Origin of the sequence: Shewanella sp. 10N.286.52.E4 (genome assembly GCF_041468785.1) — a bacterium.
GTDB classification, from domain to species: Bacteria; Pseudomonadota; Gammaproteobacteria; order Enterobacterales; family Shewanellaceae; genus Shewanella; species Shewanella electrodiphila.
This window is the reverse complement of record NZ_JBFRJJ010000003.1, coordinates 58753-84060: the sequence shown is the minus strand read 5'-3', so window position 1 is coordinate 84060 and position 25308 is coordinate 58753. Positions and strand designations below refer to the sequence as shown.

Below are 25308 nucleotides of genomic sequence, written 5' to 3'. Positions count from 1 at the left end.
ACTGCGCACCCTAAAAATTTGTTAGCCCTAAACGACACGAGTTTATCTTGCTCTCCCCCTAAACCCGTTGTCCCTTTGAGTGTGCGAATTACCCAATAAATGATTGCTTTAGCCGCAATCGATTAGAACATGCCTATACTTAGCTTGTGTTAACAATAAGTCTCAGCGTTCATAACCCCATATACAGGTCCCAATCATGTTTAAGAAATCGAGTATTTATCCTCCGGTTTTCTTCCCTTCTGTGCTGCTTATATTTGTCATGGTATTTATCTGTGCGGTTTGGCCAGAGCAAGCCAGCATCTTTTTCAAATCCATTCAAAGCTATTTAGAAGTCAAAGCAGGATGGTTGTATATTGTTGGGGTCGCGATATTCCTTATCTTTATCATCTTTGTCATGGTCAGCCGTTTCGGAGATATCAAACTAGGTCCTGATCACTCCGTCCCTGATTACAGCTTTAAAAGCTGGGCCTCGATGTTGTTTTCTGCCGGCATGGGAATTGGATTAATGTTTTTTGGCGTTGCTGAACCCGTGATGCATTATCTCGCGCCACCTGATGCAACACCTGAGACACTGGAAGCCGCTAAAGAAGCCTTGAATATTACCTTTTATCATTATGGTATTCATATTTGGGCGATTTATGCCGTTGTGGCACTTAGCCTAGCGTACTTCTCATACCGTCATAAATTACCCTTACTGCCTCGGTCTGCGTTATATCCTTTAATTGGAGAGCGCATTTACGGCCCTATCGGCCATGCCGTTGATACGTTTGCGGTGCTCGGCACCATGTTTGGTGTCGCCACCTCTTTAGGTTTTGGCGTGCTGCAAGTTAATTCAGGCTTAAGTTATTTATTTGATGGGGTGCCAAATAACCCAACAGTGCAGGTGATTATCATTATGATGATCACCGCTATCGCAACACTCTCTGTTTTTGCAGGCTTAGACAAAGGCGTTAAACGCTTAAGTGTACTCAACCTCACGCTGGCCTTGCTACTGTTAACTGCGGTTTTACTGCTCGGCCCGACCGTGATGTTACTGCAAGCATTTGTGCAAAATACCGGGGGCTATTTAAGCGATATTGTTGGAAAAACCTTTAATCTATATGCCTATGAGCAAAAAGATGATTGGTTAGGTGGCTGGACATTATTGTACTGGGGGTGGTGGATTTCATGGTCGCCATTTGTCGGTACCTTCATTGCTCGAGTCAGTCGTGGCCGTACCATTCGTGAGTTTATCGCTGGGGTGTTATTTTTCCCTACTGGGGTGACATTCCTGTGGATGACGGTATTTGGTAATAGCGCCATCGACCTAATCAGAAACCAAGGCGCAACCTATCTATCTGAAGCCGTATCAAGTGATGTGTCAGTAGCCTTGTTTAGATTTTTTGAGCATCTACCATTTTCGACCGCATTATCAGTGTTAGCCATTTTCTTGGTGGTAACTTTCTTTATTACTTCGTCTGATTCTGGTTCGTTAGTGATTGATAATTTAACCTCAGGCGGCAATGAGCAATCACCCGCAGGCCAACGTGTATTCTGGGCCATATTACAAGGGGTTGTTGCCAGCGTATTATTACTGGCTGGGGGGTTACAAGCACTACAAACAGCTGCCATTGCCAGTGCGCTGCCCATTATGATTGTCATGCTTTTGATGTGTATTGGTTTATATAAAGCCTTGCAAGATGATCGCTTAAAACTTGAAAGCGTGCAGCAACACCATACTGGGGTTCAATTTGCCAAAACTAGCATAAGTTGGAAAGAACGAGTCAATATATTGGTGTCTCACCCCAGTAAAGAGGATGCGCAACAATTCTTGAATACTGTTGCTAAGCCTGGCTTAGAAGAAGTGGTAAAAATATTTTTAGCCAACAATACCCCTGCTGTTATTACTCAGCATGATAAACGGGTGCGGTTATTGATTGGTAACAATGAAGCATTACAGTTTGCTTATGGTTTGCGTATTCGCGCATTTACAATGAATGGCGCTGATATCGAAGGCTTTGCTAGCGAGCAGGATTATTACCGAGTAGAAGTATTTTTAGAGCACGGCGGGCAACATTATGATGTGATGGGATACACCCAAGAGCAAATAATCGCTGACGTGATTAATCAATATGAACGTTACCTGCACTACCAACATCTATCTAATTCTGAGTTAGTAACAGACTAATCGGATAGCTAAGCCAGTATGAGAATGTACTCATACTGACGCTATTGCTTAACCCAAGTATTCAGCTTGCAGGTGACATTCAGGCTACCGACACTTCAGTCACTTTAGCTATCTGAATAGGTAAATTGAAAGTGATAACCAGCCAGAACTCATTACATCTTTATCAATAAAGTTAAGTAATAAGTTAATCCAGACATTAGAAATGGTATTTAACGAGTAAGCTAGTTACGCTTTGGTCAGTATCAAAGCCTGAACTGCTTTTTATACCGTATTTATTCTTCCAATAATCATATTCAATACCAACTAGTAACGCGCTATCACCTAACCCTACTTGTTTGCCTAAGTCATATTTTAGCTGTGGGTTAAAATGGAAGTTTTTCTCATAGCTGCCATCAGAATCGACTACCCAATCAATAAAGCCATCAAATACGATCGTTGATTCGCCAACAGGCCAACTCATTTTCCATGTTGGAGTAATTTGCCATGTATCGCCATCACGGCCATCAGGTAAACGCTTATACATATTTAATTGGAAAAAATCGAAACCTGGAATCGCTAAATCAAAGCCTGCACCAATTAAGAATGATTCAACATCACCTTCACCAAACTCCACGGTAGTCGCAATTAATACGTCTTTTACAAAACCCATTTCTACAGGTTTATCTAACATTTTGCTAAAGCTAAAACGTGGGGCGAACTCACCGTAATAGGTTGTTTCGCCATTTAAAAAATCTTCTTCGCCATTATATTTAGTAAAGTCCACAAACATGAACAAATCACCGATATTCCAGCCACTAGCATGTTCAAATGTGATCGTTTGCTGGGTTTTCGGGTTCACTTTAAAATTATCACCATACAGATAAGACAAACTATTATCTTGCCAATGGACTATCTCTGTTGAAGTTGCGTCATTTGCAGCAACAAAAGGAGCCTGACAAAGCAGTATCAAGGCGAGAAAACGTTTCATATTAAGTCCTTGTAAATATAAGTTTTGTAAAACATACAGTGATGATTTTGCATGTAAAACAGCAAACACCTTTTGTCCTTATTTCAGAACAGCTCCAACTATTATGACATTTAGCTTAGTCACTTTTAAGTAGATAAATACTCCAAAATATAACAAGTGTGTTTTGATAAGCATAAACAGGCAAGTAAATAAGTAGACCAAAAGTAAACAGAATTTTGATCAAATACTATATTGAATAGAAGTAATAGATAACCACCCAATTAAATAATCGAACGGCATAATTGTTTGGTTTAACACGATCAAAAAAGGGGAACAATCTCTGTTCCCCTTTTGGGTCTTCGCCAATATAGGCATTCAGACTAATTTAGCCCTATGCGATATACGACGTACAATATATACGATATGCAGAACTAAGATTTAGCCACACCAAAAGCATCATCAAACGTCTGGTCTAAACTTGCGTGATCCACTTTATTACCCTTTAATCGCTCAACCACAAGGTAATTAACTGGCACCAAAATCAAGGTGATAAAGGTGGCAAAGATAATCCCGAAGCCTAGTGAAATCGCCATTGGAATTAAGAACTGCGCTTGGGTAGACTTTTCGAGTAGCAAGGGCATCAGACCAATAAAGGTAGTTAAACTGGTCAACATAACCGGTCTAAATCGTTTTGTGCCTGCGGTTAATACCGCCTCGGCTAATGGCATACCTTCAATACGTTTTTTATTGATAAAATCCACCAGCACTAACGAGTCATTAACCACAACCCCTACCAGTGCAAGCATCCCTAAAATACTGAAAATGGTGAGTGGCGATCCCATAAACCAGTGACCGAGTACTGCACCAATTAAACCAAAGGGGATCACACTCATCACAATTAGCGGCTGAATGTATGATTTGAACGGTATCGCCAATAGGCTATAAATCATAAACAACACAAACACTAAGCCCCACTGCAATGAACCAAAGCTGTCTCGTTGCTCACGCGCTTCTCCTTCAAGCGAATGGCGCACACCAGGATATTGCTGCACTAAACCATCAAGATAGACCTTAAGATCGGCTTGAAGCACTGTCATATTGGTGTTGTCTTTATCCACATCCGCAGTGACATTTAACACTCGATAGCGATCGATTCTTCGAATACTAGATGGGCTTTTACCTGAGGTCATTTTCGCCACATGGCCAAGCGGCACTTGTGTGCCTTGACTGGTGGTAATCAATACCTTTTTAAGGTCATCCAATGACTGACGTTCATCCAATGGCAAACGTAACATTACCCGCACATCATCACGGCCACGTTGTATACGTTGCACTTCGGCGCCAAAATAGAAACTTCTGACTTGGCTTGACACTTCCTGACGGGTTAAGCCTAAGGCTTTACCTTGCTCGGTTAACTCAATTAACAGCTCTTCTTTACCGTTAGATAAACTGTCGGCAATATCAAATACGGTCGGATAGGTTTTCAAGTGTTGTTTCACTTGGTCGGCAATTTCTCGCAATGTCTCAAGGGAATTCGCACTTAACTGCACATCAATTGGATCAGAGCTTCGGCCGATTTCAGCGCGATAGGTCACAGACTCCGCCCCCGGAATATCACCGACACTACGGCGCCACTCAGTTAGTAACTGCCGTGAAGTAATATCTGACTCACGCTTTTCTGCAGGGGTGATTTCAAAACGAACGCCCCCCGCATTTGATGTGCCACCGCGGCCACCTGTGGTCGCTAGAATATTAATGATCACACTCTCGCCCGTATCTTCGTCTCGATACTTTTCTTGCAGCGCCTCAGCTTTAGCGGCAATAGCAATAATATGTGCGTTAGTCACCTCAAATGGGGTGCCTGCTGGCATGGTCAAGTTAAGACGTACCGTTTCACTGGGAATGCGCGGGAAGAAGGTAAACTTGGTCCAGCCCGTAGCCAGTAACGCTGCAATAATCAGCAAAATACTCAGGAATAAACTTAACGTAGCAGTTTTATGCTTTAGCGCTATGCGCAAGAATGGTTGATAAAACTTAATAATTGCATGTTCAAACCCATCTGCGAATTTTTGCTGAAACACCTCAAACTTATTGTATTGGTCCTTATCGTTACGCAGTTTAATGTACTTTAGGTGAGCAGGCAGAACAAACTTAGACTCGATTAATGAGAACAATAAAACTGGGATAACTACAATCGCAATCTGGCCAAATATTGCCCCTCGATTCCCCTCGATAAACAACATAGGTAAAAAGGCAGTAATCGTTGTAAGAATACCAAAGGTCACGGGCGCAGCCACTTCTTGCGTACCCAAAATCGCCGCATGTTCGCCATTGGGAGAAGTCTTGAGATGAGTATAAATATTCTCGCCGGTCACAATCGCATCATCGACCACAATACCCAGTACCAGAATAAAACCAAATAAACTGATGACGTTTAATGAAACACCAAAAAACGGCATAAAGATAAAGGCGCCCATAAAAGACACTGGAATACCAATAAACACCCAAATCGCAATGGAAGGACGTAAAAACAGTGTCAGCAATAGCAGAACCAAAATACCGCCCTGCAGTGCACTGCCTGTTAACGTGGCAATACGGTTTTTAACGATTTCAGAATCATCATCCCAGTAGCTAAGGCCATAACCTTCAGGCAGTGTTGCCTGACGTGAATCAATATAGCCTTTGACCTGATCAGCAACATCAATCGCACTTTGTTGGCCAATACGATAGACATCAATAAAGGCAGCCTGCTGGCCATTAAAACGGGTTCTTACTGGGGTTTCTTCAAAACCATCTTCGACATTAGCAATATCACCTAAGCGAATAATGGTGCCATCTGCAGCAGATTTAATCGCGATATTGGAAAACTCATCTTTGTAATAAGCTTGGCCTTTTGAGCGCAGTAAAATATCGCCGCCTTGGGTTTTTAAGTTACCCGCTGAGATATCGGTACTGGAGGCATTAATTGCCCGCGACACTTCACTAAGGGTTAAATTATATTGGCGTAACTTGTTTTGCGATAATGCTAACGACACCTCATAGTTACGCACCCCGCTTAAATCCATTTGGGTCACGCCATCAAGTCGCAGTAATTCATCACGCACGACTTCAGCAAACTCAATGGTTTCTTTTTCGCTGTATTTACCTGTTACCGTCACTGCAATCACTTCACGCTTTCGCTGGGCAAGCGCTATTACAGGTTTTTCAGCATCAGCAGGAAAGGTATTAATCGCATCGACTCTACTTTTAATATCGGCCAACATGTCACGAGGGTCGTAGCCACTATCAACCTCAATCGTCACCCGAGAGGATGACTCAGATGAACTCGACGTGATTTTTTCAATCCCTTCTAAATCTTGCACCGCTTCTTCAATGCGAATTGTCACCCCTTTTTCGACATCTTCAGGGGTAGCTCCACGCAGCGAAACACTTACTGATATTCGTTCAGATTCAACCGTTGGAAATACCTCTAGCGGGATCTGCGTAGACAATGAACCTAAACCTAATACCAGTAGCAACAGCATCAACAAATTGGCTGCGACATGGTTTTTAGCAAACCAAGCAATCATGGTCGTTGCTCCTCTTTGGTCGCTTTATCTGCTGCCTTTTCTGCGACTAGCTTAGCTTTAGGCGGCTTATCACCTCGACGCGGACCAGGTTCACCTTTATCAGACTGAGCGGCTTTACTCGTTTGGCCCACGATTGAGACTGGCGTGCCAGAACTCACTTGACCAAGGGAAGTCGTGACCAATTCATCGCCACTTTGCAAGCCTGCTCTAATTACTGAGTCTTGGCTGTTTTGCCATCTTGTGGTGATTTCTCTGCGCAGTAATACGCCGTCATTTACCACATAGACATAAGCGCCTTGATAAATAGCTTTAGTTGGAATAACTAACGCTTGCTTAAGTTTTTTACCGGCAATATTAGCTGTCAAGTATTGTCCAATTTTAAGCGGCATTTGCTGACTTGCTTGATACACAAATGGGTCGTCAATTTGCGCGACAACGTAAAGCTGCTGCGAGTTACTGTCGATGGCCCCTTCAGTGCGAATAAGTTCTCCTTCCCACTTTTGCAAGCCAATTAAATCCGACTCAAAACTTACTTTGGCAACGCTTTTCTTACCTTGCTCAGGGAGCTCAACTAAACCTAAATCGCTGTTGTTAATCGGTAAGCGAATTTCAACATAATCGGTTGCGTAAATAGTGGCTAACTGGCCATTGGTTGACACTACGCGGCCGACATCAACATGCTTTTCGAGTATTCGTCCTGAAAATGGTGCGACCACATGAGTTCGCTCTAGTGCTAAATTGGCTTTCTCTAATGACGCTTGATTAGATAACATTGCCGCTCGCGCTGCGGCTAATTGTGGCTCACGTAATACTAATGAGGTTGGCTCACGGCCATTACTAAGACGCTGCCAATCTGCAAGTGCCTGATTGGTGCGGGCTTGTTCTTCTAACAATTGTTGTCTCGCCAGCATTAATCCAGATTCGGCAATTTTTACTTCTGCTTGATAATCTCGGTCATCAAGCTGGACTAACACTTCCCCTTTTTCAAAAAAGCCACCTTCACGGAAGTTAGGGCTAATAGATAAGATTTGCCCTGATGCTTGCGTGACTAACACACTTTGGGTACGCGGTTTTACCACGCCAAAGCTGCTCACCTGAATCTGATAATCCTGCGGTTTAACTATCAGTGTTTCTACCGACATTGCTGCCACAGCCATTGGTTTACCACGTTTGCTACTTGGTGGATTTGAAGTAATCACTATGATACTGACGATAGCAATCGCAATAATGCCTGCGGGGATAAGGTATTTCTTATTCATCATATTATTCTTCTTCTGTAACACTCGCATCCAGATCGCCACCTAAAGCTAGGTGCAGTCCGATACGGTTGGCAATAATTTGGTTTTTTAAGCTAATGACTGAGCTTTGGGCAACAAAGGCGCGCGTTTGAGCATCCAACACAGTGGTATAGCTGACTAGACCCACTTGGTATTGCTCAAATGATAACGTTTCAGCTTGAATAGCATTTTCTTGAGCTTTTAAAGTCGCGTGATATTGTTGCTGCAGACTGGCATCTAAATCTAGGTTGTTCTCAACCCGTTCAAAAGCGTTAAACAAGGTACTGAGATACTGTTGCTCTTGCTGCTTCAGCTTTAATTTCTGTTGTTCTGTGAGCGATGCTAATCGGCCCGCATTAAAAATAGGTGCGGTAATACCTGCAAACACAGACCATGAGCTGTAGTCACCACTTAATAAGTTGGCAATGTCACTGCTGGCAGTGCCAATATCGGCCCCTAAACTCAATGATGGGTATCGCTGTTTTTGGGTATAAGCCACTAACGCATCTTGCGACAGCAGTTGGTACCAAGCGGCTTTTAACTCAGGTTTGCGTTTTACTAACTCACTGGGCACGCCAATTTTTATCCCTTGTGGCAGCAATGGTAGTTTTTCATCAATCAATAATTTGCCCGCAGGATAGCCACCTAACAGTCGCTCTAGGGTTCTGACATCTTGATTTCGCTGACTGCGCTGGGATAGCAGATTGGAGTTTTCAGTATAAAATTCATTTTGTGTTAGGTAGACATCTAATGCGGCATTTAAGCCTTGCAGATAACCTGATTCAATAATCTCAAAATTCAGGCGAGCATTTTCAGTGCGGCGCTCAAACAACTTCACTAATTCATTTGATGTCACTACCTTATAATAGGCAATGACCAAATCTGCCACCAAAGCATCTCTTGCTTGCTGATAGTTAGCTTCAGCGGTTAATAAATTCAGTTTTGAGGCTCTGGCGTTATCAGATAACTTACCCCAGATATCGAGTTCATAACTTAAGTTTAGACTCAGGCTATTAGCACTAGAAGACGCATCACTATCGCCACTTCGGGAGCTATTCGCACCAAGGTTTAGCTCAGGCCAAAAGCTTGAATCGCTCACATTGAGCTGCTGCTTTTTGACCTCAACTTCTAATGCTAGCTGTATGAGTGCTTGGTTGGTGTTTAAGCCAATGCTGATAAATTCTAATAACTGATCTGTCGCTATTGGTGTTACCCAACTTTGATTGTCTTTTAACGACTCAGCATCGGTATGCCAAGAAGGAGGAAGTTGCGGCTTAACCAAAGGCTCATCGACATAGGATGAGCTGGTGCAAGCAGACAAAATGACCAGCGAAGTTGCTAAAGCCACTTTAGTGAAATGTCTTTTCATCAATTGGAAATCCATTTTCGTTATTATTATGCAATTCATTATTATTTAGATGTTACGCAATTGATTCTAAATAGTTCACATTTTAAAGAAAATAGCCAAACAATAACTTTGCATAGCTTTACAAAGCGCTTCTAGTTACCCGCCTATGAACATCAATACATCAATACATCAATACATCAATACATCAATACATTAATGATAGTGTGATGAAAAGTGAGAAAAGAATTAGCTGAGAGGTAGGAGGGAATTAGATATAACATTGAATGAATAATGTCATGATGACATATCCCCGTCCGTTTTAAAGACAACAAAAAAGCGACCTAGGGTCGCTTTTTAATGTTAACTGTTGTCAATGAAGACTACTGCCGAAGTTCAACAACGCAGTAGCAAGTCTAAGCAGCGATTAAAACTGATACTTAACACTCGCGGTGAAATTAATCGGCTCACCCGGCATAGTCCATAACTTATGGTACGAGCTTTCAAAATACTGCTGATTAAATAAGTTATTTACATCAATCATCAGACTAAATCTGCTGGTTAAATCTACCGCCGCAGATAAGTTAACTAAGGTGTATGCAGGTAGAATATAGTCAGGGTCGGTTGTCTCACCTAAACGGTCACCAACGTAATTTACCGTGGCGCCAAAGTAAGCTTCTTTACCCATAATGTCAGTGTAATGTCTTAATGCAACATGACCGACATGCTCTGCAACGTTGATTAAGCGTGAGCCTTTAGGAATTGGCACACCCCAGTCGTTATCAATCAAGTCTTTCGCAGTTCTCGCATCCGTATAAGCATAAGCGAGTTCAAGACTGGTATCATCGGTCAGTAATGTGCTCAGCTGAAATTCAACGCCCTGACTTTCTACTTCACCTAATGTGGCAGATAAACCAGTATCAGGCTCCGCTGTTAGCATATTGGTTTTGCTTGCGTCATAAAGTGCGAGGCTACCTGAAAATCTATCGGCGACATTTTGCCACTTAAGGCCCACTTCAAACGACTTAGTTTGTTCAGGTTCAAAGGCATTTCTGTCTGAATCTAGACCAGAGTTCGGTCTGAACCCTTCTGCATAGCTGGTGTACACATTGATATTGTCACCTAATTCATAAACAAACCCAAAACGCGAAGACACTTCAGTTTGGTCTTGTTCGTGTTCTTCGTTATCCAGTTTGTTCAAAATTTGCTGATTAAATCGATCAACCCTGAAGCCCAACAATAATTTTGCTTTATCGGTTAACTCAATCAAATCTTGCGCATAAAAACCAACACCTGTTTGCTCTTCTGATGTCAGTGTCGTTGGTGATGTTTCAGGTTGAAACATAGTGTAATCAGGGTTGTTCGGGTCAATCGAATAAGTATCGTCACCTGAGCCCCAAGCCGTGCGCCATACTCGGTAATCAGTGTCTAACTGGAAGTTATAATAATCTAATCCAACTAAAAGGTTATTCTTAAACCCTCCTAATTCTACGTCACCACTGATCTCGAAGCGCGCTGACAAATCTTGCGCTTGATAGTCACGCTCTCTTCGTTGTCTTGATAGCGTATTTGGATCGGTATAAATCAACTGGCGACCGTCAGAAAGCTCTGCATCTGAAGACTGTCCTTTAAACGATGAATCTCGATAAGCTAAGCCGGTTAATAAGTGCCAATTATTATTAAGCTGATGATTTAATAATAATTGGTGACCTAGTGCCTTAACTGTATGGTCGCCATCTCTGGTGTCACCATAAAAAGCCGAAGTATCAACAGCATCAAAGTCATTATCTAAAACGTATACACCACGTTCTAACGGCTTACGTTGATCGAGAATTTCCATTTCATAGCTTAAGCTAGTGGCATCTGAAATATTCCACAAAAGAGACGGACTTAAGTTTAAGCTTTGAACATCAACATGATCGCGATAGGTATCTGAATCTTCATAAAAACCATTGATACGGTAAGCGACATCATCACTAATGCCTTTAGTGTGGTCAAACTCAACTTGCTTAGTATCGTAGTTACCTAAAGTCCCTTGAATATAGCCTTGTTCTTCAAACTGAGGCTTTTTAGTAACGATATTGACGGTACCACCTGGCTCACCTTGACCGTACAATGCCGAACCTGGTCCTTTCATTACTTCAATGGTTTCAATATTGGCGGTGTTTCTATTACCGTTATAACCCCGTGAATTAAAACCATTCACTAAGTAACCTGTTGGATTGTTTTCATCCCCAGAAAAACCGCGAATAGCAAAGCTATCAAACATGCCACCAGAATTGTTTTGTCTTACGATACTTGGAGAAAAATCTAAGGCATCCATAAAACGAGTAATACCCTCGTTTTTTATCGTGTCAGCATTAATTCTATCGACAGCTTGTGGTGTATCAATCAATGGCACATTACCGCGATATGGCTGCCAATGTCTTCTCACCTCAATACGTTCAATATCATCATTCATTTCTGACGTTTGGTTAATATTATCCTGTGCTATCGCGCCATTAGAAATGACAATTAGTGAACATAAAAGCTGTTTTTTCACGTGCTTTTCTCTGTGAGGGGTTGATTTGAAGCGCGATGTTACAACATATCATTTAAATCGTCAAAGCTAGTCCATGAATTAATTGTCACTGTAAGTGCTACATAGTAATAAGCACTAATTTAATACCTCAATTTTTTAGGGTTCATGAGGTATAAGGTCACTCAATGCCAATAGGCTGGAATCGAATACATGAGGTTCATTGCCTGCCTGAATTCCCACTCGTTTGCCCCTGCACAAACATACACATTATTCGTTTCAAGGGATTAGGATTCTAATCTTAAAGCTCCAAAGATAATTATCTGCGCTAGACAGTTCATTTATTATTCAATAAGATAAAAGTGTGACGAAGATCACCTTTCTACTAATGCAGTTTAGAGAAATGAATTACAGGAGTTTTTATGAAATCGTTATCTTACAAAGTATCAATCCTAGCAGCGTCAGTTTTAATGGCTGCTAATGCGTCTGCTATGATCATCGAATGTAATGATTGCAGCCCAGAGCAACGACTATCTTCAATTAACAATCAAGTGTCTGGCCCAGTATTTGTCGTCGATTTTGTCAACAAAACTGTCGACAAGTATCAAGTCACTGAAGACGGAAAAACTCAAGTGCTAGATCCTACCAAAGCGGATGTTAGTCAGCTAAACCAGCAGTTTTCTCATCGAAAAACTCATCTAAGAGATTCAAAATAAGCAAATTGTTAGATAACGTTTATGCGAACTTTTCTCATAAACGTTATTTTAATGATGTAGACCAAGCCACTGTTAACATCCCAACCTCTAGAATTATCCTCCCCAGTTATTAAGTATCCACTGTACAATTTTCTATCTAGATCTAATTTCCAACTTAAAGGGTCAGCAACATAAAACACCGAGGTTTTCGCTTTCACTAAAAGCGAATATGAGTTCACATAAGTGTGGATTTATAAAACAAACCCTTGTATCCTCCGTTCAAATTCATCAAACCTGCTTTACTAAAGCAAAAGAAATCACCAATAGGCATTTCATGAAAAAAACCATAATAACAATCAGCTTATGCATGATGTCACTCCACACTTTTGCATCGACTCCTGCTTACCATAACCCTGGAGCGGCCAACAAAACTGTTGAATTCGCTCCTGGGATTATTTCTACAGCCGATCATTTTGAAATTAATACTGTGTTTAACAAAGCAGGAGATAAGGTCATTTTTGCCCGTTGTGCTGACGATTTTAGTCACTGCACTATGATGCAATCAGACTTTAGCAATGGCCAGTGGCAAGCACCGTCAGCCTTATCTATTTCTGGTGATTACCTCGATGCAGATCCTTATTACAGTGCCGATTACTCTCAGCTATATTTTGTCTCTAAAAGACCCATTTCAGAGGGTGAGGATGAAGCACCTGAGGTCAATTTGTGGCGAACGACTTGGGCTGAAGGCCAATGGCAAACACCTGAATACTTAACTGATGTTAACTCTGCCGCAGCAGACTTATACCCGTCACTCACTGACAAAGGCGAGTTATACTTTCCTTCATTTAGGGACAACGGTCGCCATATGTATGTTGCTCAGCCTAAAGGAGATGGCTTTGACACTCCAAGACCATTGCCAAGCCATATTTATGGTATGAAAGGTAACATTGGTGATTCGGCGGTGTCTCGAGACGGCAAGACGATCGTTTTTAGTATCAAGGATCGCGATGATAGCCTCGGAAAAGGCGATTTATATCTGTCTAAGTTAATCGATGGCGAATGGACAGTAGCAAAAAGTCTAGGCAGTAAAGTGAATACAGCAGACCATGAGTTCACTCCAATTATCTCACCTAACGGCGAGTATTTGTTCTTTACCCGTATTGAAAATGGCAAAGGTAACTTGTACCAGATTAAACTTTCTGCATTAGCGATTTAACCAAAATAAAAATACATAGCAAGGGAGGTTTCCCTTGCTTGTTTGCTTGTTCCCTCCTCTTTCTAATGTCATTAAAAATGATCCATTTATCACTAAAAACACTATTACACTGATGACAGTATGTTCGCCAACGCCTTTAAGTTAGCTTCTTTTAGCATCCGTACTATATGTTTATCCAACAAACAGCGCAGATAATCTGACACCGCTTATACTGATTGAGTCGGGTTTATTTTTTATATTACTGCGGCCAGCTGTCATCCATTACCTAATCGTGTAAAGAGTCGTTTAAAGAGTCGTTTAAAGAGTCGTTTAAAGAGTCGTTTAAAGAGTCGTTTAAAGAGTCAATTACAACTCCTTTTCTATTCATTTATGAGTGAAATATGAAAAAATTAATCGCGTTACTGAATACTGTTTGGCAAGTGATGAAAAAGCCGAGTGTCCATTACAGCTTAGGCTTTCTGGTAATAGGCGGCTTTATTGCTGGGATCATTTTTTGGGGTGCATTTAATACTGCATTAGAAATGTCGAGTACCGAGGAGTTTTGCAGTAGTTGTCATCAAAATGTTTATCAAGAAATGAAACCTACAATTCATTACACCAACCGTAGCGGTGTACGAGCCACCTGTCACGATTGTCATGTGCCCCATAAATGGACCGATAAAATAGCGCGAAAAATGCAGGCTTCAAAAGAGATTTGGGCGCATTTAGTGGGCTCGATCAACACCCCTGAAAAGTTCGAAGCTAAACGCCGCCAATTAGCCGAACACGAATGGCGACGCCTTAAAGCCAACAATTCTTTAGAGTGCCGAAATTGCCATGAATTCGACTATATGGACTTCACCCGTCAATCTGAACGAGCAGTGAAAATGCACTCTACTTTTCTGGCTAATGGGGAACAAACTTGTATTGATTGTCACAAAGGTATTGCACATCAATTACCTGATATGGCTGGCGTAGAAGGCTGGTAAAATTCATTAGCGAAGATGCGTTGTTTAATCTCGGGAATATTATACAACGCATCTCCACCTTGGGCATAAAGAGCAATATAATTATCTAACCATATTGCTTATCAAACCACTAAAATCATGATTGAAAGCTTTTTTGAGGACATTGAAAACAAGCAAAGCGACAATGTATCGACGATACTTAATGGGCATCATAAAATATTACTGCGCTTGGTGAATTCGAAATTTATCCATCCGCTCCATGGCCGCACCTTCAAACTTACGTTTCAGTTGCCAACTTGGTCGCTCAAGCCCGAGTTCCCATTGAAATAGTGCTTTATATAACAGCTTCACTTTATCTGGTTGCTGACTCGCTAAGTTGTTCAATTCAGAAGGATCATTAGCCAAGTTAAACAGCTCTGCGGGGCGATCAGGAAAGCGCATCAGCTTCCAATCTCCACTTCTAATTGCACCGCGATTTTCTTTTTTCCAATATAGGTTTTGGTGTGGCCTAGTTTGAATTTTAATATGAGTTGAACTCTGATTATCTGTTGCCGAAACCTGAGTCTTTGCTGTCAAAAAAGGCAATAAATCGACACCATCAATTTCTTCTAAGGTAGCCAGCTTACCACCAGCAGCTTGATAAAATGTTGGCAATAAGTCTAATGTGGAAATAGGCTGTTGATAATGGCTCAACGCCGTTAACTTATCTGGCCATCGCATTAAAAATGGAATCCGAATTCCGCCTTCAAAATGGCTGGCTTTAGTGCCACTTAGCGGATGATTATTTGCGCTACTTAAATCCGTAGGTCCGCCATTATCATTCATAAAAACCACTAAGGTCTTATCTGCAATCTTAAGTTGGTTAAGTTTATCCAATACCTGCCCAACAGCTCTATCCATGGCAAAATTCATTGCTGCGAGTGATTTTCTTCTAGCGGATAAATGATCAAACATGGCTAAGTCTTCTGACTTGGCTTCCATTGGCGTGTGCACGGCTGAAAATGATAGTACAGTAAAAAAGGGGGCTGACTGCTTAGCCTGCAGTTCAATAACCGCTGAGGTTTCATCAGCGAATAGATCAGTGAGGTACTTTTTAGGTTCTTCAAACTCGGCGAAGTTTCGTTCTAATCGATCATGCTTACTATATTCGATCCCTTGATTATCATAAGAAAAATAGCTCCGAGCACCACTTCTGAAACCATAGAAGCTATCAAAACCCCGTTTTAACGGATGAAACCTGTCAGCACTGCCTTGGTGCCATTTACCTATTAACGCCGTTTGATAACCTAGTGACTTTAAATGATCTGCCATGGTTAATTGATCGACAGGCAAGCCCATATCATCAGCTAGCAGTCCTGCAGAGCTCATATATCCTGGAACATTGTTCTCTTCAAAGCCAAAACGTTGTTGATATTTACCAGTAAACAACCCCGCTCGAGATGGGCCGCAAACAGCTGCAGAAACATAGGCTTGTGAAAACTGAACGCTTTGCTCAGCAAGCTTATCGAGTTCAGGGGTTTTCATCACTTTACTGCCTTGAAAACCAAAATCTTGATATCCAGCATCATCGGCAATAATCAGTAAAATGTTGGGTTGTGTTTGTGCTTTCAAAGTAATGCTTTCATTGGCGGCATAAGCAACATTTACAACTTGGAGAAAGTTAAAAAAAATAACACTAAACGCAATACTTGCCTTTTTACACATCAAAACCATCCTTGATATAAATAATGACTTTATACCCCTGAGCATAAAATCATTTGATATTGGTTGCTTTAAAAACAATCAATATCATTACACATTAATATATTGTTAACAATAAATAATAATCAATATGTCGTATCAATAAATTCAAAGACAGTTATAAGGTAATTTAACTCGGATTCGCTTCAATAATGTTAGGCCGAGATAGTCCGATGAGTATGTGGTAAAGATACATAACAACAACACATAGCAATGCTCCAATAATAAATAGCCATGGCCCTCCGAGCAGATCAAGAATAATACCGCCGCCCAACGGCGCTATAGCAAAACCAATTTCACTAAATGAAGCTGCCCCAAAGTAGGCACCTCTTAGGTGTTGCGGTGCTAATCGGTCAATATGTACATTCATCGTCGGAAATAGAATGGTCTCAGCTAAACTCATGACAACAACTGCTCCTATCCAACCCCAGAATAGGTCTACTGGATTTAAAGCCAGCCAAACTTGTGAGCACATCAATAGGACTAACCCAGATTGAATTCGCTGAATTAAGCTATATTTGGCCATCAGTTTTAATAAGATAAACTGCGTAGAAATGATCACTAATGCATTGGTAAAAATCATACTCGATATCAAAGCCAATAAATCAGGTGCCCCAGCGCGAGTTAAGTATTGAATCAACGAACTGTCCATTTGTGAGTAGATGAACATGCATAAAGTGTTTGCCAAAATTAGACATTGAAACAACTTATCTTGTTTTAAAATGGCAAAAATTTGCTGGCGAGTCTCTTTTGCAACAGGCTTTGTTACACCCGAATAAGCCTCTTCATCAGATGCTTTTTTGGTTAAATCAATTTTAGACTGATGCCTAAAACCCCAGAAGAGCATAACGAGCAGCACAGCAAAAGCACTTGCTGTGATATAAAAGCTGGATTGTTCACCTGTCAGCCCCAACCACACCCCTAACATAGGCCCAACTGCGCAACCGACATTAACGACAAAATAGAGTGACTGCATTGCTAACTCTCGGGTTTGCTTATCATGGATAATGTCGCCAATCACTGCCGATGTTAACGGGCGCCACAATGAAGTGGCGATTGAGCACAAGGTCATCACTACAACATAACCACTTACGGTATCGACTTCAGCTAACAATGAGAATGAGATGATATATAACACGCCTGTTATATACATTAATTGATGCCGACCAATTCGATCAGACAGTGCACTGCCAATAAAGCTAGTAAATACAGATACCAGTGCAGCACTCGACATCACTAAGCCCACTTCAGTGGCGCTTAACCCAAAGCGATCATAAAGAATCACAGCTAAAAATGGCCACACCATGTAATAGCTGCCACGGGTAATAAACGAGCCAAATAATAAAATCCACATTAATAATGGAAACTGTTTAAGCCTCGCGAAAGAAACATCGCTGTGCATTGCTAAACCTTAAAATCAATGATGCCGAATAAGTGAACGACGATTAAGAGAGGGAAGAGTTAATAACATTGAGACCTTAACAAAGAAGTAACAATTATCAAGCCCTTTAATAACACCCCTATTATTAAAGGGTGTTATGGCTCAAAAATAGATAGTTAGACACACAGATTAGTAAAAGTTTACTGTTAGGACAGTAAGTTAAGATAAACGCAAAACTTACTGAAATATGAATATTACCGAAACATAAGCAGTTCTTGGTTAAGTATTTTATCGATAACAGAATTAAAAGAGGTTAACGTTGAAAAGATTTAAGCTTTCTATTTCCTTTTCCGCTTTTTCATCACCTTTCAAAGTTATTTTGAAGCTAATGCCAATTGAGGAAAACATATTCCAGGCCAACCATTAATGATGAACTGGCGAATATTTTGATGATCACTACCATCTGGAGTATCCAATACATCAAAGTAGTATTGGCCAAACAACCGTAACGATTGAGACTGAGTTAACTGATGAATTTGTGCAAATGAAAATAATTTACATGAACCTGAATTTTCACCCGCAGCATTGACTTGCTTGCCATTAGTAAAGGCGCTCGGTGTAAATTCATAATGAGCTTCTATCAGCGCCATACTATCTTCAAAGCGTATACAGCCCTCTTCCTTATTGGTTTCAGTTTGTTGAGTTAATTTTTCGATAAAGTTTTCAATATCAGCTTGTGTGGCGTTAATGTCAGTCATGATAATCCTATGTTGATGTAAAAATATGCCTAATTGTCTCTATAAAAGTCGCTCGTTACGAGTGAGTTATTTTCACTAATAGCTAGTTAAGAGCGTTACCAAGTTTTAGATATACAATACTCATAAGCCAGGTCCTAAAGTTCTAAAATGGCACATTAGTATTAACGGAGGAGGCTCATTAATCCAATATCAAATGCCCCACCTTAACCAGAATCACCGTATCTTGTTCAACAAAGGGATTATGCTGGCTTAGGTGTGGACTGCGGATCCAAGTACCTGCAGGATAACGCCCAAACTCGTCAATGAATTCGCCACTGATAACGTATATCTCTTCGCCGCCAAAATGACGGTGAGGCTGAAATTGACAGCCTGCTGGCCAAAACACTAATGCTGTCGACTCGGTTAAATGCTGATGCAGCGGCATCACTTGCAAGTCCCCTTGCCCTGGTAGCCAATCGATATGATGAGTATCTACCCTGACTTGTTCAATGTCAGTGGCTTGAAACTGATGTAACTTAACCAGTAACTCGCAACCTTGCTCACTGAATGGTGCGTGGCTGAAACCTTCAGGGTTACGGATATAGGTGCCCGCAGGGTAATCTCCGGTTTCATCAGAAAAGACTCCTGATAAAACTAAAATCTCTTCACCTAAAGGATGCGGATGTGACGTAAAGCTTGCACCGGCATCATACTTAACAATACTAGTCGCATGGCCACGTTCCGCTTCTTCTCTGGCTAAACGTTTACGCCATACACCTTTGGCAGGACTTTTATCCCACTCAAGCATATGAGTATTAATAACAATTCGTTGGCTAAAATCCATATTTAGTGAATCAGTCTTGCTGGTATTGTTAGCGGTATTCATATTCTTTTTCTCCACTCAATCTATGCGGTTATCATAGGCTTATTGGTGATGAATAAAAAGCAGGCACAATTTGGAGTAGTAGGTACTTTTAGGTCCTATTTATTGATTATTAGACATAAAAAAGCCTACTCAAAAAATTGAGTAGGCTTTTTTCAGCTAAATTGAGGGCTGCTAGTTACTTCTTAAATGGCACCGGACGTGGTGTGTTCTCATTTGAAGGTGGCAAAATTGGTAACATAATTTGTGGTTGGTCACCAGTTAAGCTCTTCAAGAAGTCTACCATTTGCTTGGTTTCAACTTCGGTCATAGTCTGACCTAGCTGAATGTCTGCCATAGTGTTAACGGCTTCTTCTAATGTCCAAACGCTACCATCGTGGAAGTAGGGATAAGTTAGTTCGATATTACGTAAGGTTGGTACTTTAAAGACGAATTTATCCGCATCTTTACCCGTTACGCCTTTACGCCCTACCGCAGGGTTGTCAGTATGAAACGGCTTAACTAGGCCCATTTTCATGTACATGGTGCCACCAACAGCAGGGCCGCTATGACAGGCTACACAACCTTTATCTTTAAACAATTGATAACCCGCTTTCGCATCAGCAGTAATCGCTTTTTTATCGCCTTCTAAATACTGATCAAACGGGCTATTTGGGGTTACTAAGGTTTTTTCAAATACGGCAATTGCATCGGTAATTCTGTCGATATTCACTTCATCTGAACCGTAGATTGCTTTAAAGCGTTCTACATATCTAGGCATTGAAGCAATAGTTCCGACAGCCAATTCATGGGTGTAACCCATTTCTTTTGGATTATCGATAGGGCCTGCAGCTTGCTCTTTTAAGTCAGCCGCTCGACCATCCCAAAATTGCGCTAGCATGTACTCAGCGTTTAATACTGTTGGTGAGTTAATTGGACCTTCTTGCCACTCATGGCCAATCGAGGTTGGCAGGGCATCAACACCACCTAAAGATAGGTTATGACAAGAGTTACAAGAGATAAACCCAGACATTGACAAACGTGGTTCAAAGAATAGCATTTTGCCTAGTTCAACTTTTTCAGGTTCGGTGATCACAGCAGGCTTGATCACTTCGATTGGCTCACTGGCCTGTGAGGTAGAGATTGAAAAAATTGATGCAATCAAAATTGCAACTGAGGTTAGCTTCGTCATAACTAATAACCTTATAAGGTATGTGGTTTATTTGAAGCCATCATATACGCCACTTTTTATGAGTTAAAACGACAAAATTCGATTGGGTCTATCGTGTATTTTGATGATAAAAACGCGACCTAAATCACTGTTTATTATTACAAATAAGGTAGGTTATCAATTAATTAGTTTACAGCTAAACTGTGCATTCAAAATACCGGTTACAACCGAGATAGATCACACCCCAAAGAGCGAAAAACCATCACCGTTGATGTTATTTCAGCTTTAAAATGACACTTTTAGATTAGACATTTTTACAGTTTCACCTTCATGTACTGTCAATTTCCGATTTTTTAGCCTTTAGGTTGAGTCGAAATCCCAATTTATTATTCAAGCTATTGAATAAGTGTTCGTTCAATTAAGTATGCTAAAGTTAACTTTAGCTAAGTAAAATCAATGGAATTAAGCCAAGAGCTTGCATGTGTCGACAATGAAGGTAGCGATTAAATGGATGTTCAACTCCCACGCGTTTCAAAAGCATGGCAATCAATAAAAAACCTAATATCAGGACAATCGACTAGCAGTCATGATGGCGACAGCATTGAAGGCAAACTTTCGCTTAAGGAAATAAGCCAACTTTATCCCCGTGACACAACCATACTTTCTGAAGTAGAAAAGTGTCTGCTTTATCATCCAATAAGAACTGACTTACAGCCTTTAGCAAATAAATTTGCTGAGTCAGTCACCCTTGATACTCAAGATGTTCAGCTAATTCAGCAGTCAAATCAGCAGCAAATTGAAACGCCTCTCCAAGCGGAAAATAGTCAGTTTATTGGCCGAGATGTTCAGCAGAAAAAGGTCAGTGATGCGATCTCTCGTTGGCAAAAAAATAAAGGCGAGTTAACTGCGGTGATAGGCCCGTTTGGTTCTGGCGTTAGCTCTTTTTTGAATCAATTTCATCATCAATATCATCAACAAGTGCCAGTCACTTACGTCAGCTTTTACCACGCAGCGCTCACGACCAAAGAAGCCATCGCTAACTTGTGTTATTGCTTCAATATTACCGATGAGCCCAAATCCATCACTGAAGCAATTGCACTTATTAATCAACAAGACTCACACATCATTATCATTGATGACTTACATAAACTGATGTTGAGAATGATGGGCAACTATCAAGCTTTAGTGACCTTCGCGACAGTTATCATGGAAACACGCCAACAGCATTGCTGGATCCTAGGCTGTGAAACCTATGTATGGCATCGCTTATCGTCACAATACTCCATCACAAACTTCGTCAAAATTATCGTTAGATTAGAATACTTTTCTTTATTAGAGTTTCGAGATGTCATCCAAGCTAAAACCGCTAATATTAGCCTGACTTTAACAAGTGATGGCAATGAAGAAACAGAGAAAGCCGCATTTGAACAGCTAACAAAGCAATTGCACCAAGTCAGTGGCGGTCACAGCAAGCTCGCTTGTGTTTTACTATTTAATGCGTTAACCGAAGACCCTAACCACCCTTTAAGTATAAAACCAATATGCACACCGGACTTAGCAACACTTAAACAATGTACTGATGAAGATTTATTTAGCTTGGCTGAGATCTATGTTCATGGCGGCTTACGCATATTTCAGCATGCTGAAATATTTGCCACCAGCATAGAACAAAGCTCATTAAAATTAGAATACCTTTCACGCCAGGGCTTACTTAAACCTCATTACTCAAAGCTGGACTTTGCTCAGCATTACTACGTCATTCCCCCAACATTAACCCGGCTTATCGCCAGTCATTTAGTTAATCACAATAAACTTTACTTGTAGGAGCAATAAGCATGGATGATTCACGTAAAGCACTACAAGCCATACTCGACATTATTTCTTTTGATAAATTATTAGCTTTTGCCACCGTATGTTTATTTGCTTGGCTGCTTATGGTTATCGTGCAATTTGTGTTGAAACAGCTCACCATCAAACTGCCAAAATACCGTTTACTCTGGAGTCGTTTATACCCTTTTGCGCGCTTATTTGTTTGGGCTACCGTGATGATTTACACCATCACTGAAATCATCGACCCTCACGAGAATTTGATATTAGCCGTTATTGGTTCCATCGGGATTGTATTAGGTTTAGCGACACAAGAGCCCGCTAAAAATATGATTGCTGGACTGATTATTATGATCACCCCGCCTTATCGAGTGGGTGATATGGTCACGCTTTCAGGTCATTATGGTGAGGTGATTCAACTTGATTGGAGTGTCACTTGGCTACGCACTTTTGATGACAATACTGTCATGGTGCCCAACGCTGAGGCATTAAAAACGGCGGTGTCGAATGCTAACAGTGGCGCATTAGATGAAATGGTAGTGGTGACATTTAAGCTACCCATTAACGTTGATCATCTGCACGCGATTCAACTGGCAAAAGAAGCCACTCAATGTTCGCCTTACACTTTTTTAGATAAGCCCATTACGGTCAATATTGCCACTGATTATCAATATGGTGAGCATCTGATTACCTTAACGGTAAAAGCCTATGTGATGGATATTCGATTAGAGCGTAAATTTGCTAGCGACATAAATTTTCGAGTGCTTAATGCCTTTAAACAAGCAGAATTTTATTCTGTGTCAACTTCTGAGACCATTGATGCAATTAATTAAATCCTTGTCATATCTTGAACAGGCAAGCATTTGCTATACTCTTGCCCACATTAATACTTACCATAGCTAAATAGCCACCTTAGGATGTTGATATGACCCAAGATGAAATGAAAAAAGCTGCCGGCTGGGCTGCACTAAAATACGTCGAAGAAAACAGTATTGTTGGTGTAGGAACTGGTTCAACGGTAAATCACTTTATTGATGCGTTAGCGACAATGAAGCACGACATTCAAGGGGCAGTTTCTAGCTCTGAAGCTTCAACAGAAAAATTGAAGCAATTAGGTATTGAAGTATTTGATATGAATAGCGTTGCTGATTTATCTGTTTATGTCGATGGTGCTGATGAAATCAATGCTCACATGGATATGATCAAAGGCGGCGGCGCTGCATTAACACGCGAAAAAATTGTTGCTGCAGTAGCAAAGAAATTCGTCTGTATTGTAGATAACACTAAGCAAGTTGATGTGTTAGGTGAATTCCCACTACCAATCGAAGTTATTCCGATGGCGCGTTCATATGTGGCACGTGAATTAGTTAAACTTGGCGGAGATCCTGTTTATCGTGAAGGTGTTGTAACGGATAACGGTAACGTTATTTTAGATATGTACAACTATAAAATCCTTGACCCTAAAGCACTCGAAACTCAGCTTAACGCCATTGTTGGTGTTGTCACTAACGGCTTATTCGCTAATCGCGGTGCAGACGTATTATTGGTTGGCTCACCAGATGGTGTAAACACTATTTTGCCAGCATAAGCAGTCTGAAACCAAACAGTTTGCATAAATGGTTCATTAAACACTAAAAAGCCCAATCAGTGATTGGGCTTTTTGTTGGCTTGAATTTATTACAATTAAATTAATGTCTGCTAATTACCTTAGCTGCTTTGTGCAATCTCATCTAAACAAGCCATCACTTTCTCACTGGCTAACTCCATCGCTTCTAGGTATTTCAATGCATTTTCTTTCTCGCCAGCATTAATTAAAGAAAGCGCTTCAACCCCATTACGGTGCACAAGTTTATGTGGCTCATCTAGCCTTTTAAAGGCAGATAAATTGGCATAACTTTCCTTGCCTGTTGTTTGGTACCATTTACCTAATCGACACATAGTATGATCTGAAAATGTTCCAATATCTTTTTGACTCGCTCCAGAAGCGACAGCATAAACATCGCCCTTCCATACAATATGATCCAACTTTACTGTTTGAATGAAGGTACGTAATGAAGCATGACCAATTGCATCTTTCATAGAGGTGCAGAATGAAATAATAGAATCATAATCCTCATTAAGAGATGACATCCCACCCGCTAACTCTGCATTACTACCTTGAATATCTTCAACTGAAAAAACAGTTTCATTGGTCGATTGAATAATTTGTTGCACTAACTCAGCAACTTCTTTAGCAGAACCATTGGTATTGCTTGCTAAGGCCCTCACCTCATCAGCAACGACACTAAAACCTCGACCAGCATCTCCAGCACGAGCTGCCTCAATTGCAGCATTCAAAGCTAACAAATTAGTTTGGTCAGAAATTTTTGAAATAGTCGCAACAAACGAATTGATGTTATCTGCCATTGAAGATAAACCAGATATATTAGTCGTTAAGCCAGTCATTTTTTGAGTGATTGTCTCTATGCCCTCAACCATGCTTTCAAGTGATTGATTTGAAGCATCTAGCGAGTCGTTAATTTGTTCACTTGCTTCTTTCTCATTATTAATATCAATATGAGCTTGAAGGACAGTGCCTCTAACTCCTTCAATATGTCCTAAGGATTGAATCGCACAATCTAGGAGCATTCCTCTAAATTTTGTATCTGAATTTTCTTGAATAGCATTGAATTGTTCATTTAGATGCGCATTGTTATCAGCTAATTGAGCATTTTCATTAGATAACTGATTAATTTTCTCTTTTAACGCATCATTTTCTTGTTGTAGTTGTGTATGACTCTTTCTTAAAACAAACATCGCTATCCCAATTATTCTTTTTATTTAATATCCACTTGAATTTAATATAAACCTTATACAAAAACACTTCACTGATTGGAACTCAATAATGTGGACTATTCCTGTAAATAGTTA

At 40.7% G+C, this 25308-nt stretch carries 18 protein-coding genes; 7 read left to right on the top strand and 11 right to left on the bottom strand.

Going from position 1 to position 25308, the window contains the following annotated elements; translation table 11 throughout:
• Window positions 1-196 precede the first annotated feature (196 nt).
• Window positions 197-2167 (top strand): BCCT family transporter, encoded by a 1971-nt coding sequence (locus AB4153_RS01395; RefSeq protein WP_371996120.1) that lies wholly within the window; start codon window positions 197-199, stop codon window positions 2165-2167.
• 196 nt (window positions 2168-2363) lie between these two features.
• On the opposite strand, the gene AB4153_RS01390 is transcribed toward AB4153_RS01395, so the two are convergent.
• From AB4153_RS01390 to AB4153_RS01370, 5 genes are all read right to left on the bottom strand, one after another.
• Window positions 2364-3134, bottom strand: a complete 771-nt coding sequence (locus AB4153_RS01390) for an outer membrane protein OmpK (RefSeq protein ID WP_371996119.1) — start codon at window positions 3132-3134, stop codon at window positions 2364-2366.
• A gap of 410 nt (window positions 3135-3544) precedes the next feature.
• Window positions 3545-6682 carry an efflux RND transporter permease subunit gene (locus AB4153_RS01385; protein WP_102526104.1) on the bottom strand — a complete coding sequence of 1046 codons (3138 nt, stop codon included), beginning with the start codon at window positions 6680-6682 and terminating at the stop codon, window positions 3545-3547.
• Complete coding sequence (locus tag AB4153_RS01380; RefSeq protein ID WP_371996117.1) at window positions 6679-7944, bottom strand: efflux RND transporter periplasmic adaptor subunit; 1266 nt, start codon at window positions 7942-7944, stop codon at window positions 6679-6681. Before AB4153_RS01380 ends, AB4153_RS01385 begins: the two co-directional genes overlap by 4 nt.
• 1 nt (window position 7945) lies before the next feature.
• Window positions 7946-9328, bottom strand: a complete 1383-nt coding sequence (locus tag AB4153_RS01375; protein ID WP_371996116.1) for a TolC family protein — start codon at window positions 9326-9328, stop codon at window positions 7946-7948.
• Between the two features lie 403 nt (window positions 9329-9731).
• Entirely contained in the window at window positions 9732-11846 is a 2115-nt protein-coding gene (locus tag AB4153_RS01370) for a TonB-dependent siderophore receptor (protein ID WP_102528900.1), read from the bottom strand.
• Window positions 11847-12244: 398 nt separating this feature from the next.
• Here AB4153_RS01370 and AB4153_RS01365 point away from each other — a divergent pair, with 398 nt between their 5' ends.
• The 3 genes from AB4153_RS01365 to AB4153_RS01355 all read left to right on the top strand — a co-directional run bounded on the left by AB4153_RS01365 (window position 12245) and on the right by AB4153_RS01355 (window position 14701).
• Window positions 12245-12538, top strand: a complete 294-nt coding sequence (locus tag AB4153_RS01365; protein WP_371996115.1) for a hypothetical protein — start codon at window positions 12245-12247, stop codon at window positions 12536-12538.
• A 313-nt stretch (window positions 12539-12851) separates the two neighbouring features.
• On the top strand, window positions 12852-13733 hold the full coding sequence (locus AB4153_RS01360) for a PD40 domain-containing protein (protein WP_102528902.1): 882 nt from the start codon (window positions 12852-12854) through the stop codon (window positions 13731-13733).
• Between the two features lie 380 nt (window positions 13734-14113).
• The gene (locus AB4153_RS01355; protein ID WP_371996112.1) at window positions 14114-14701 is read left to right on the top strand and encodes a NapC/NirT family cytochrome c; all 588 of its coding nucleotides are present in this window, start codon (window positions 14114-14116) and stop codon (window positions 14699-14701) included.
• A 198-nt stretch (window positions 14702-14899) separates the two neighbouring features.
• Here the strand turns inward: AB4153_RS01355 and AB4153_RS01350 are convergent, their stop codons facing one another.
• The 5 genes from AB4153_RS01350 to AB4153_RS01330 form a co-directional block, all read right to left on the bottom strand.
• Window positions 14900-16384, bottom strand: a complete 1485-nt coding sequence (locus AB4153_RS01350) for a sulfatase-like hydrolase/transferase (protein ID WP_371996111.1) — start codon at window positions 16382-16384, stop codon at window positions 14900-14902.
• Between the two features lie 166 nt (window positions 16385-16550).
• Entirely contained in the window at window positions 16551-17822 is a 1272-nt protein-coding gene (locus AB4153_RS01345; protein ID WP_371996110.1) for an MFS transporter, read from the bottom strand.
• Window positions 17823-18175: 353 nt separating this feature from the next.
• Window positions 18176-18559, bottom strand: coding sequence for a HopJ type III effector protein (locus AB4153_RS01340; protein ID WP_371996109.1), 384 nt, complete (start codon window positions 18557-18559; stop codon window positions 18176-18178).
• A gap of 178 nt (window positions 18560-18737) precedes the next feature.
• On the bottom strand, window positions 18738-19424 hold the full coding sequence (locus AB4153_RS01335) for a cupin domain-containing protein (RefSeq protein ID WP_371996108.1): 687 nt from the start codon (window positions 19422-19424) through the stop codon (window positions 18738-18740).
• Between the two features lie 175 nt (window positions 19425-19599).
• Entirely contained in the window at window positions 19600-20592 is a 993-nt protein-coding gene (locus AB4153_RS01330) for a cytochrome-c peroxidase (protein WP_371996107.1), read from the bottom strand.
• 486 nt (window positions 20593-21078) lie between these two features.
• Between AB4153_RS01330 and AB4153_RS01325 the strand changes: the two genes are divergently transcribed.
• The 3 genes from AB4153_RS01325 (at window position 21079) to rpiA (ending at window position 23986) form a co-directional block, all read left to right on the top strand.
• Window positions 21079-22395, top strand: a complete 1317-nt coding sequence (locus AB4153_RS01325) for a hypothetical protein (RefSeq protein WP_371996106.1) — start codon at window positions 21079-21081, stop codon at window positions 22393-22395.
• A gap of 11 nt (window positions 22396-22406) precedes the next feature.
• A complete protein-coding gene (locus AB4153_RS01320) occupies window positions 22407-23231 on the top strand; it encodes a mechanosensitive ion channel family protein (RefSeq protein WP_102528907.1) in 825 nt (274 codons plus the stop codon).
• Window positions 23232-23323: 92 nt separating this feature from the next.
• The gene (gene rpiA, locus AB4153_RS01315) at window positions 23324-23986 is read left to right on the top strand and encodes a ribose-5-phosphate isomerase RpiA (RefSeq protein WP_102528908.1); all 663 of its coding nucleotides are present in this window, start codon (window positions 23324-23326) and stop codon (window positions 23984-23986) included.
• A 119-nt stretch (window positions 23987-24105) separates the two neighbouring features.
• Here the strand turns inward: rpiA and AB4153_RS01310 are convergent, their stop codons facing one another.
• Window positions 24106-25194, bottom strand: a complete 1089-nt coding sequence (locus AB4153_RS01310) for a methyl-accepting chemotaxis protein (RefSeq protein WP_371996105.1) — start codon at window positions 25192-25194, stop codon at window positions 24106-24108.
• Between the last annotated feature and the right edge of the window lie 114 nt (window positions 25195-25308).

Excerpts from the sequence above, each read along its gene's own strand:
- AB4153_RS01395 (WP_371996120.1), top strand. The coding sequence starts at position 197 with ATGTTTAAGAAATCGAGTATTTATCCTCCGGTTTTCTTCCCTTCTGTG.
- AB4153_RS01390 (WP_371996119.1), bottom strand. The coding sequence starts at position 3,134 with ATGAAACGTTTTCTCGCCTTGATACTGCTTTGTCAGGCTCCTTTTGTT.
- AB4153_RS01385 (WP_102526104.1), bottom strand. The coding sequence starts at position 6,682 with ATGATTGCTTGGTTTGCTAAAAACCATGTCGCAGCCAATTTGTTGATG.
- AB4153_RS01380 (WP_371996117.1), bottom strand. The coding sequence starts at position 7,944 with ATGATGAATAAGAAATACCTTATCCCCGCAGGCATTATTGCGATTGCT.
- AB4153_RS01375 (WP_371996116.1), bottom strand. The coding sequence starts at position 9,328 with ATGAAAAGACATTTCACTAAAGTGGCTTTAGCAACTTCGCTGGTCATT.
- AB4153_RS01365 (WP_371996115.1), top strand. The coding sequence starts at position 12,245 with ATGAAATCGTTATCTTACAAAGTATCAATCCTAGCAGCGTCAGTTTTA.
- AB4153_RS01360 (WP_102528902.1), top strand. The coding sequence starts at position 12,852 with ATGAAAAAAACCATAATAACAATCAGCTTATGCATGATGTCACTCCAC.
- AB4153_RS01355 (WP_371996112.1), top strand. The coding sequence starts at position 14,114 with ATGAAAAAATTAATCGCGTTACTGAATACTGTTTGGCAAGTGATGAAA.
- AB4153_RS01350 (WP_371996111.1), bottom strand. The coding sequence starts at position 16,384 with ATGTGTAAAAAGGCAAGTATTGCGTTTAGTGTTATTTTTTTTAACTTT.
- AB4153_RS01345 (WP_371996110.1), bottom strand. The coding sequence starts at position 17,822 with ATGCACAGCGATGTTTCTTTCGCGAGGCTTAAACAGTTTCCATTATTA.
- AB4153_RS01340 (WP_371996109.1), bottom strand. The coding sequence starts at position 18,559 with ATGACTGACATTAACGCCACACAAGCTGATATTGAAAACTTTATCGAA.
- AB4153_RS01335 (WP_371996108.1), bottom strand. The coding sequence starts at position 19,424 with ATGAATACCGCTAACAATACCAGCAAGACTGATTCACTAAATATGGAT.
- AB4153_RS01330 (WP_371996107.1), bottom strand. The coding sequence starts at position 20,592 with ATGACGAAGCTAACCTCAGTTGCAATTTTGATTGCATCAATTTTTTCA.
- AB4153_RS01325 (WP_371996106.1), top strand. The coding sequence starts at position 21,079 with ATGGATGTTCAACTCCCACGCGTTTCAAAAGCATGGCAATCAATAAAA.
- AB4153_RS01320 (WP_102528907.1), top strand. The coding sequence starts at position 22,407 with ATGGATGATTCACGTAAAGCACTACAAGCCATACTCGACATTATTTCT.
- rpiA (WP_102528908.1), top strand. The coding sequence starts at position 23,324 with ATGACCCAAGATGAAATGAAAAAAGCTGCCGGCTGGGCTGCACTAAAA.
- AB4153_RS01310 (WP_371996105.1), bottom strand. The coding sequence starts at position 25,194 with ATGTTTGTTTTAAGAAAGAGTCATACACAACTACAACAAGAAAATGAT.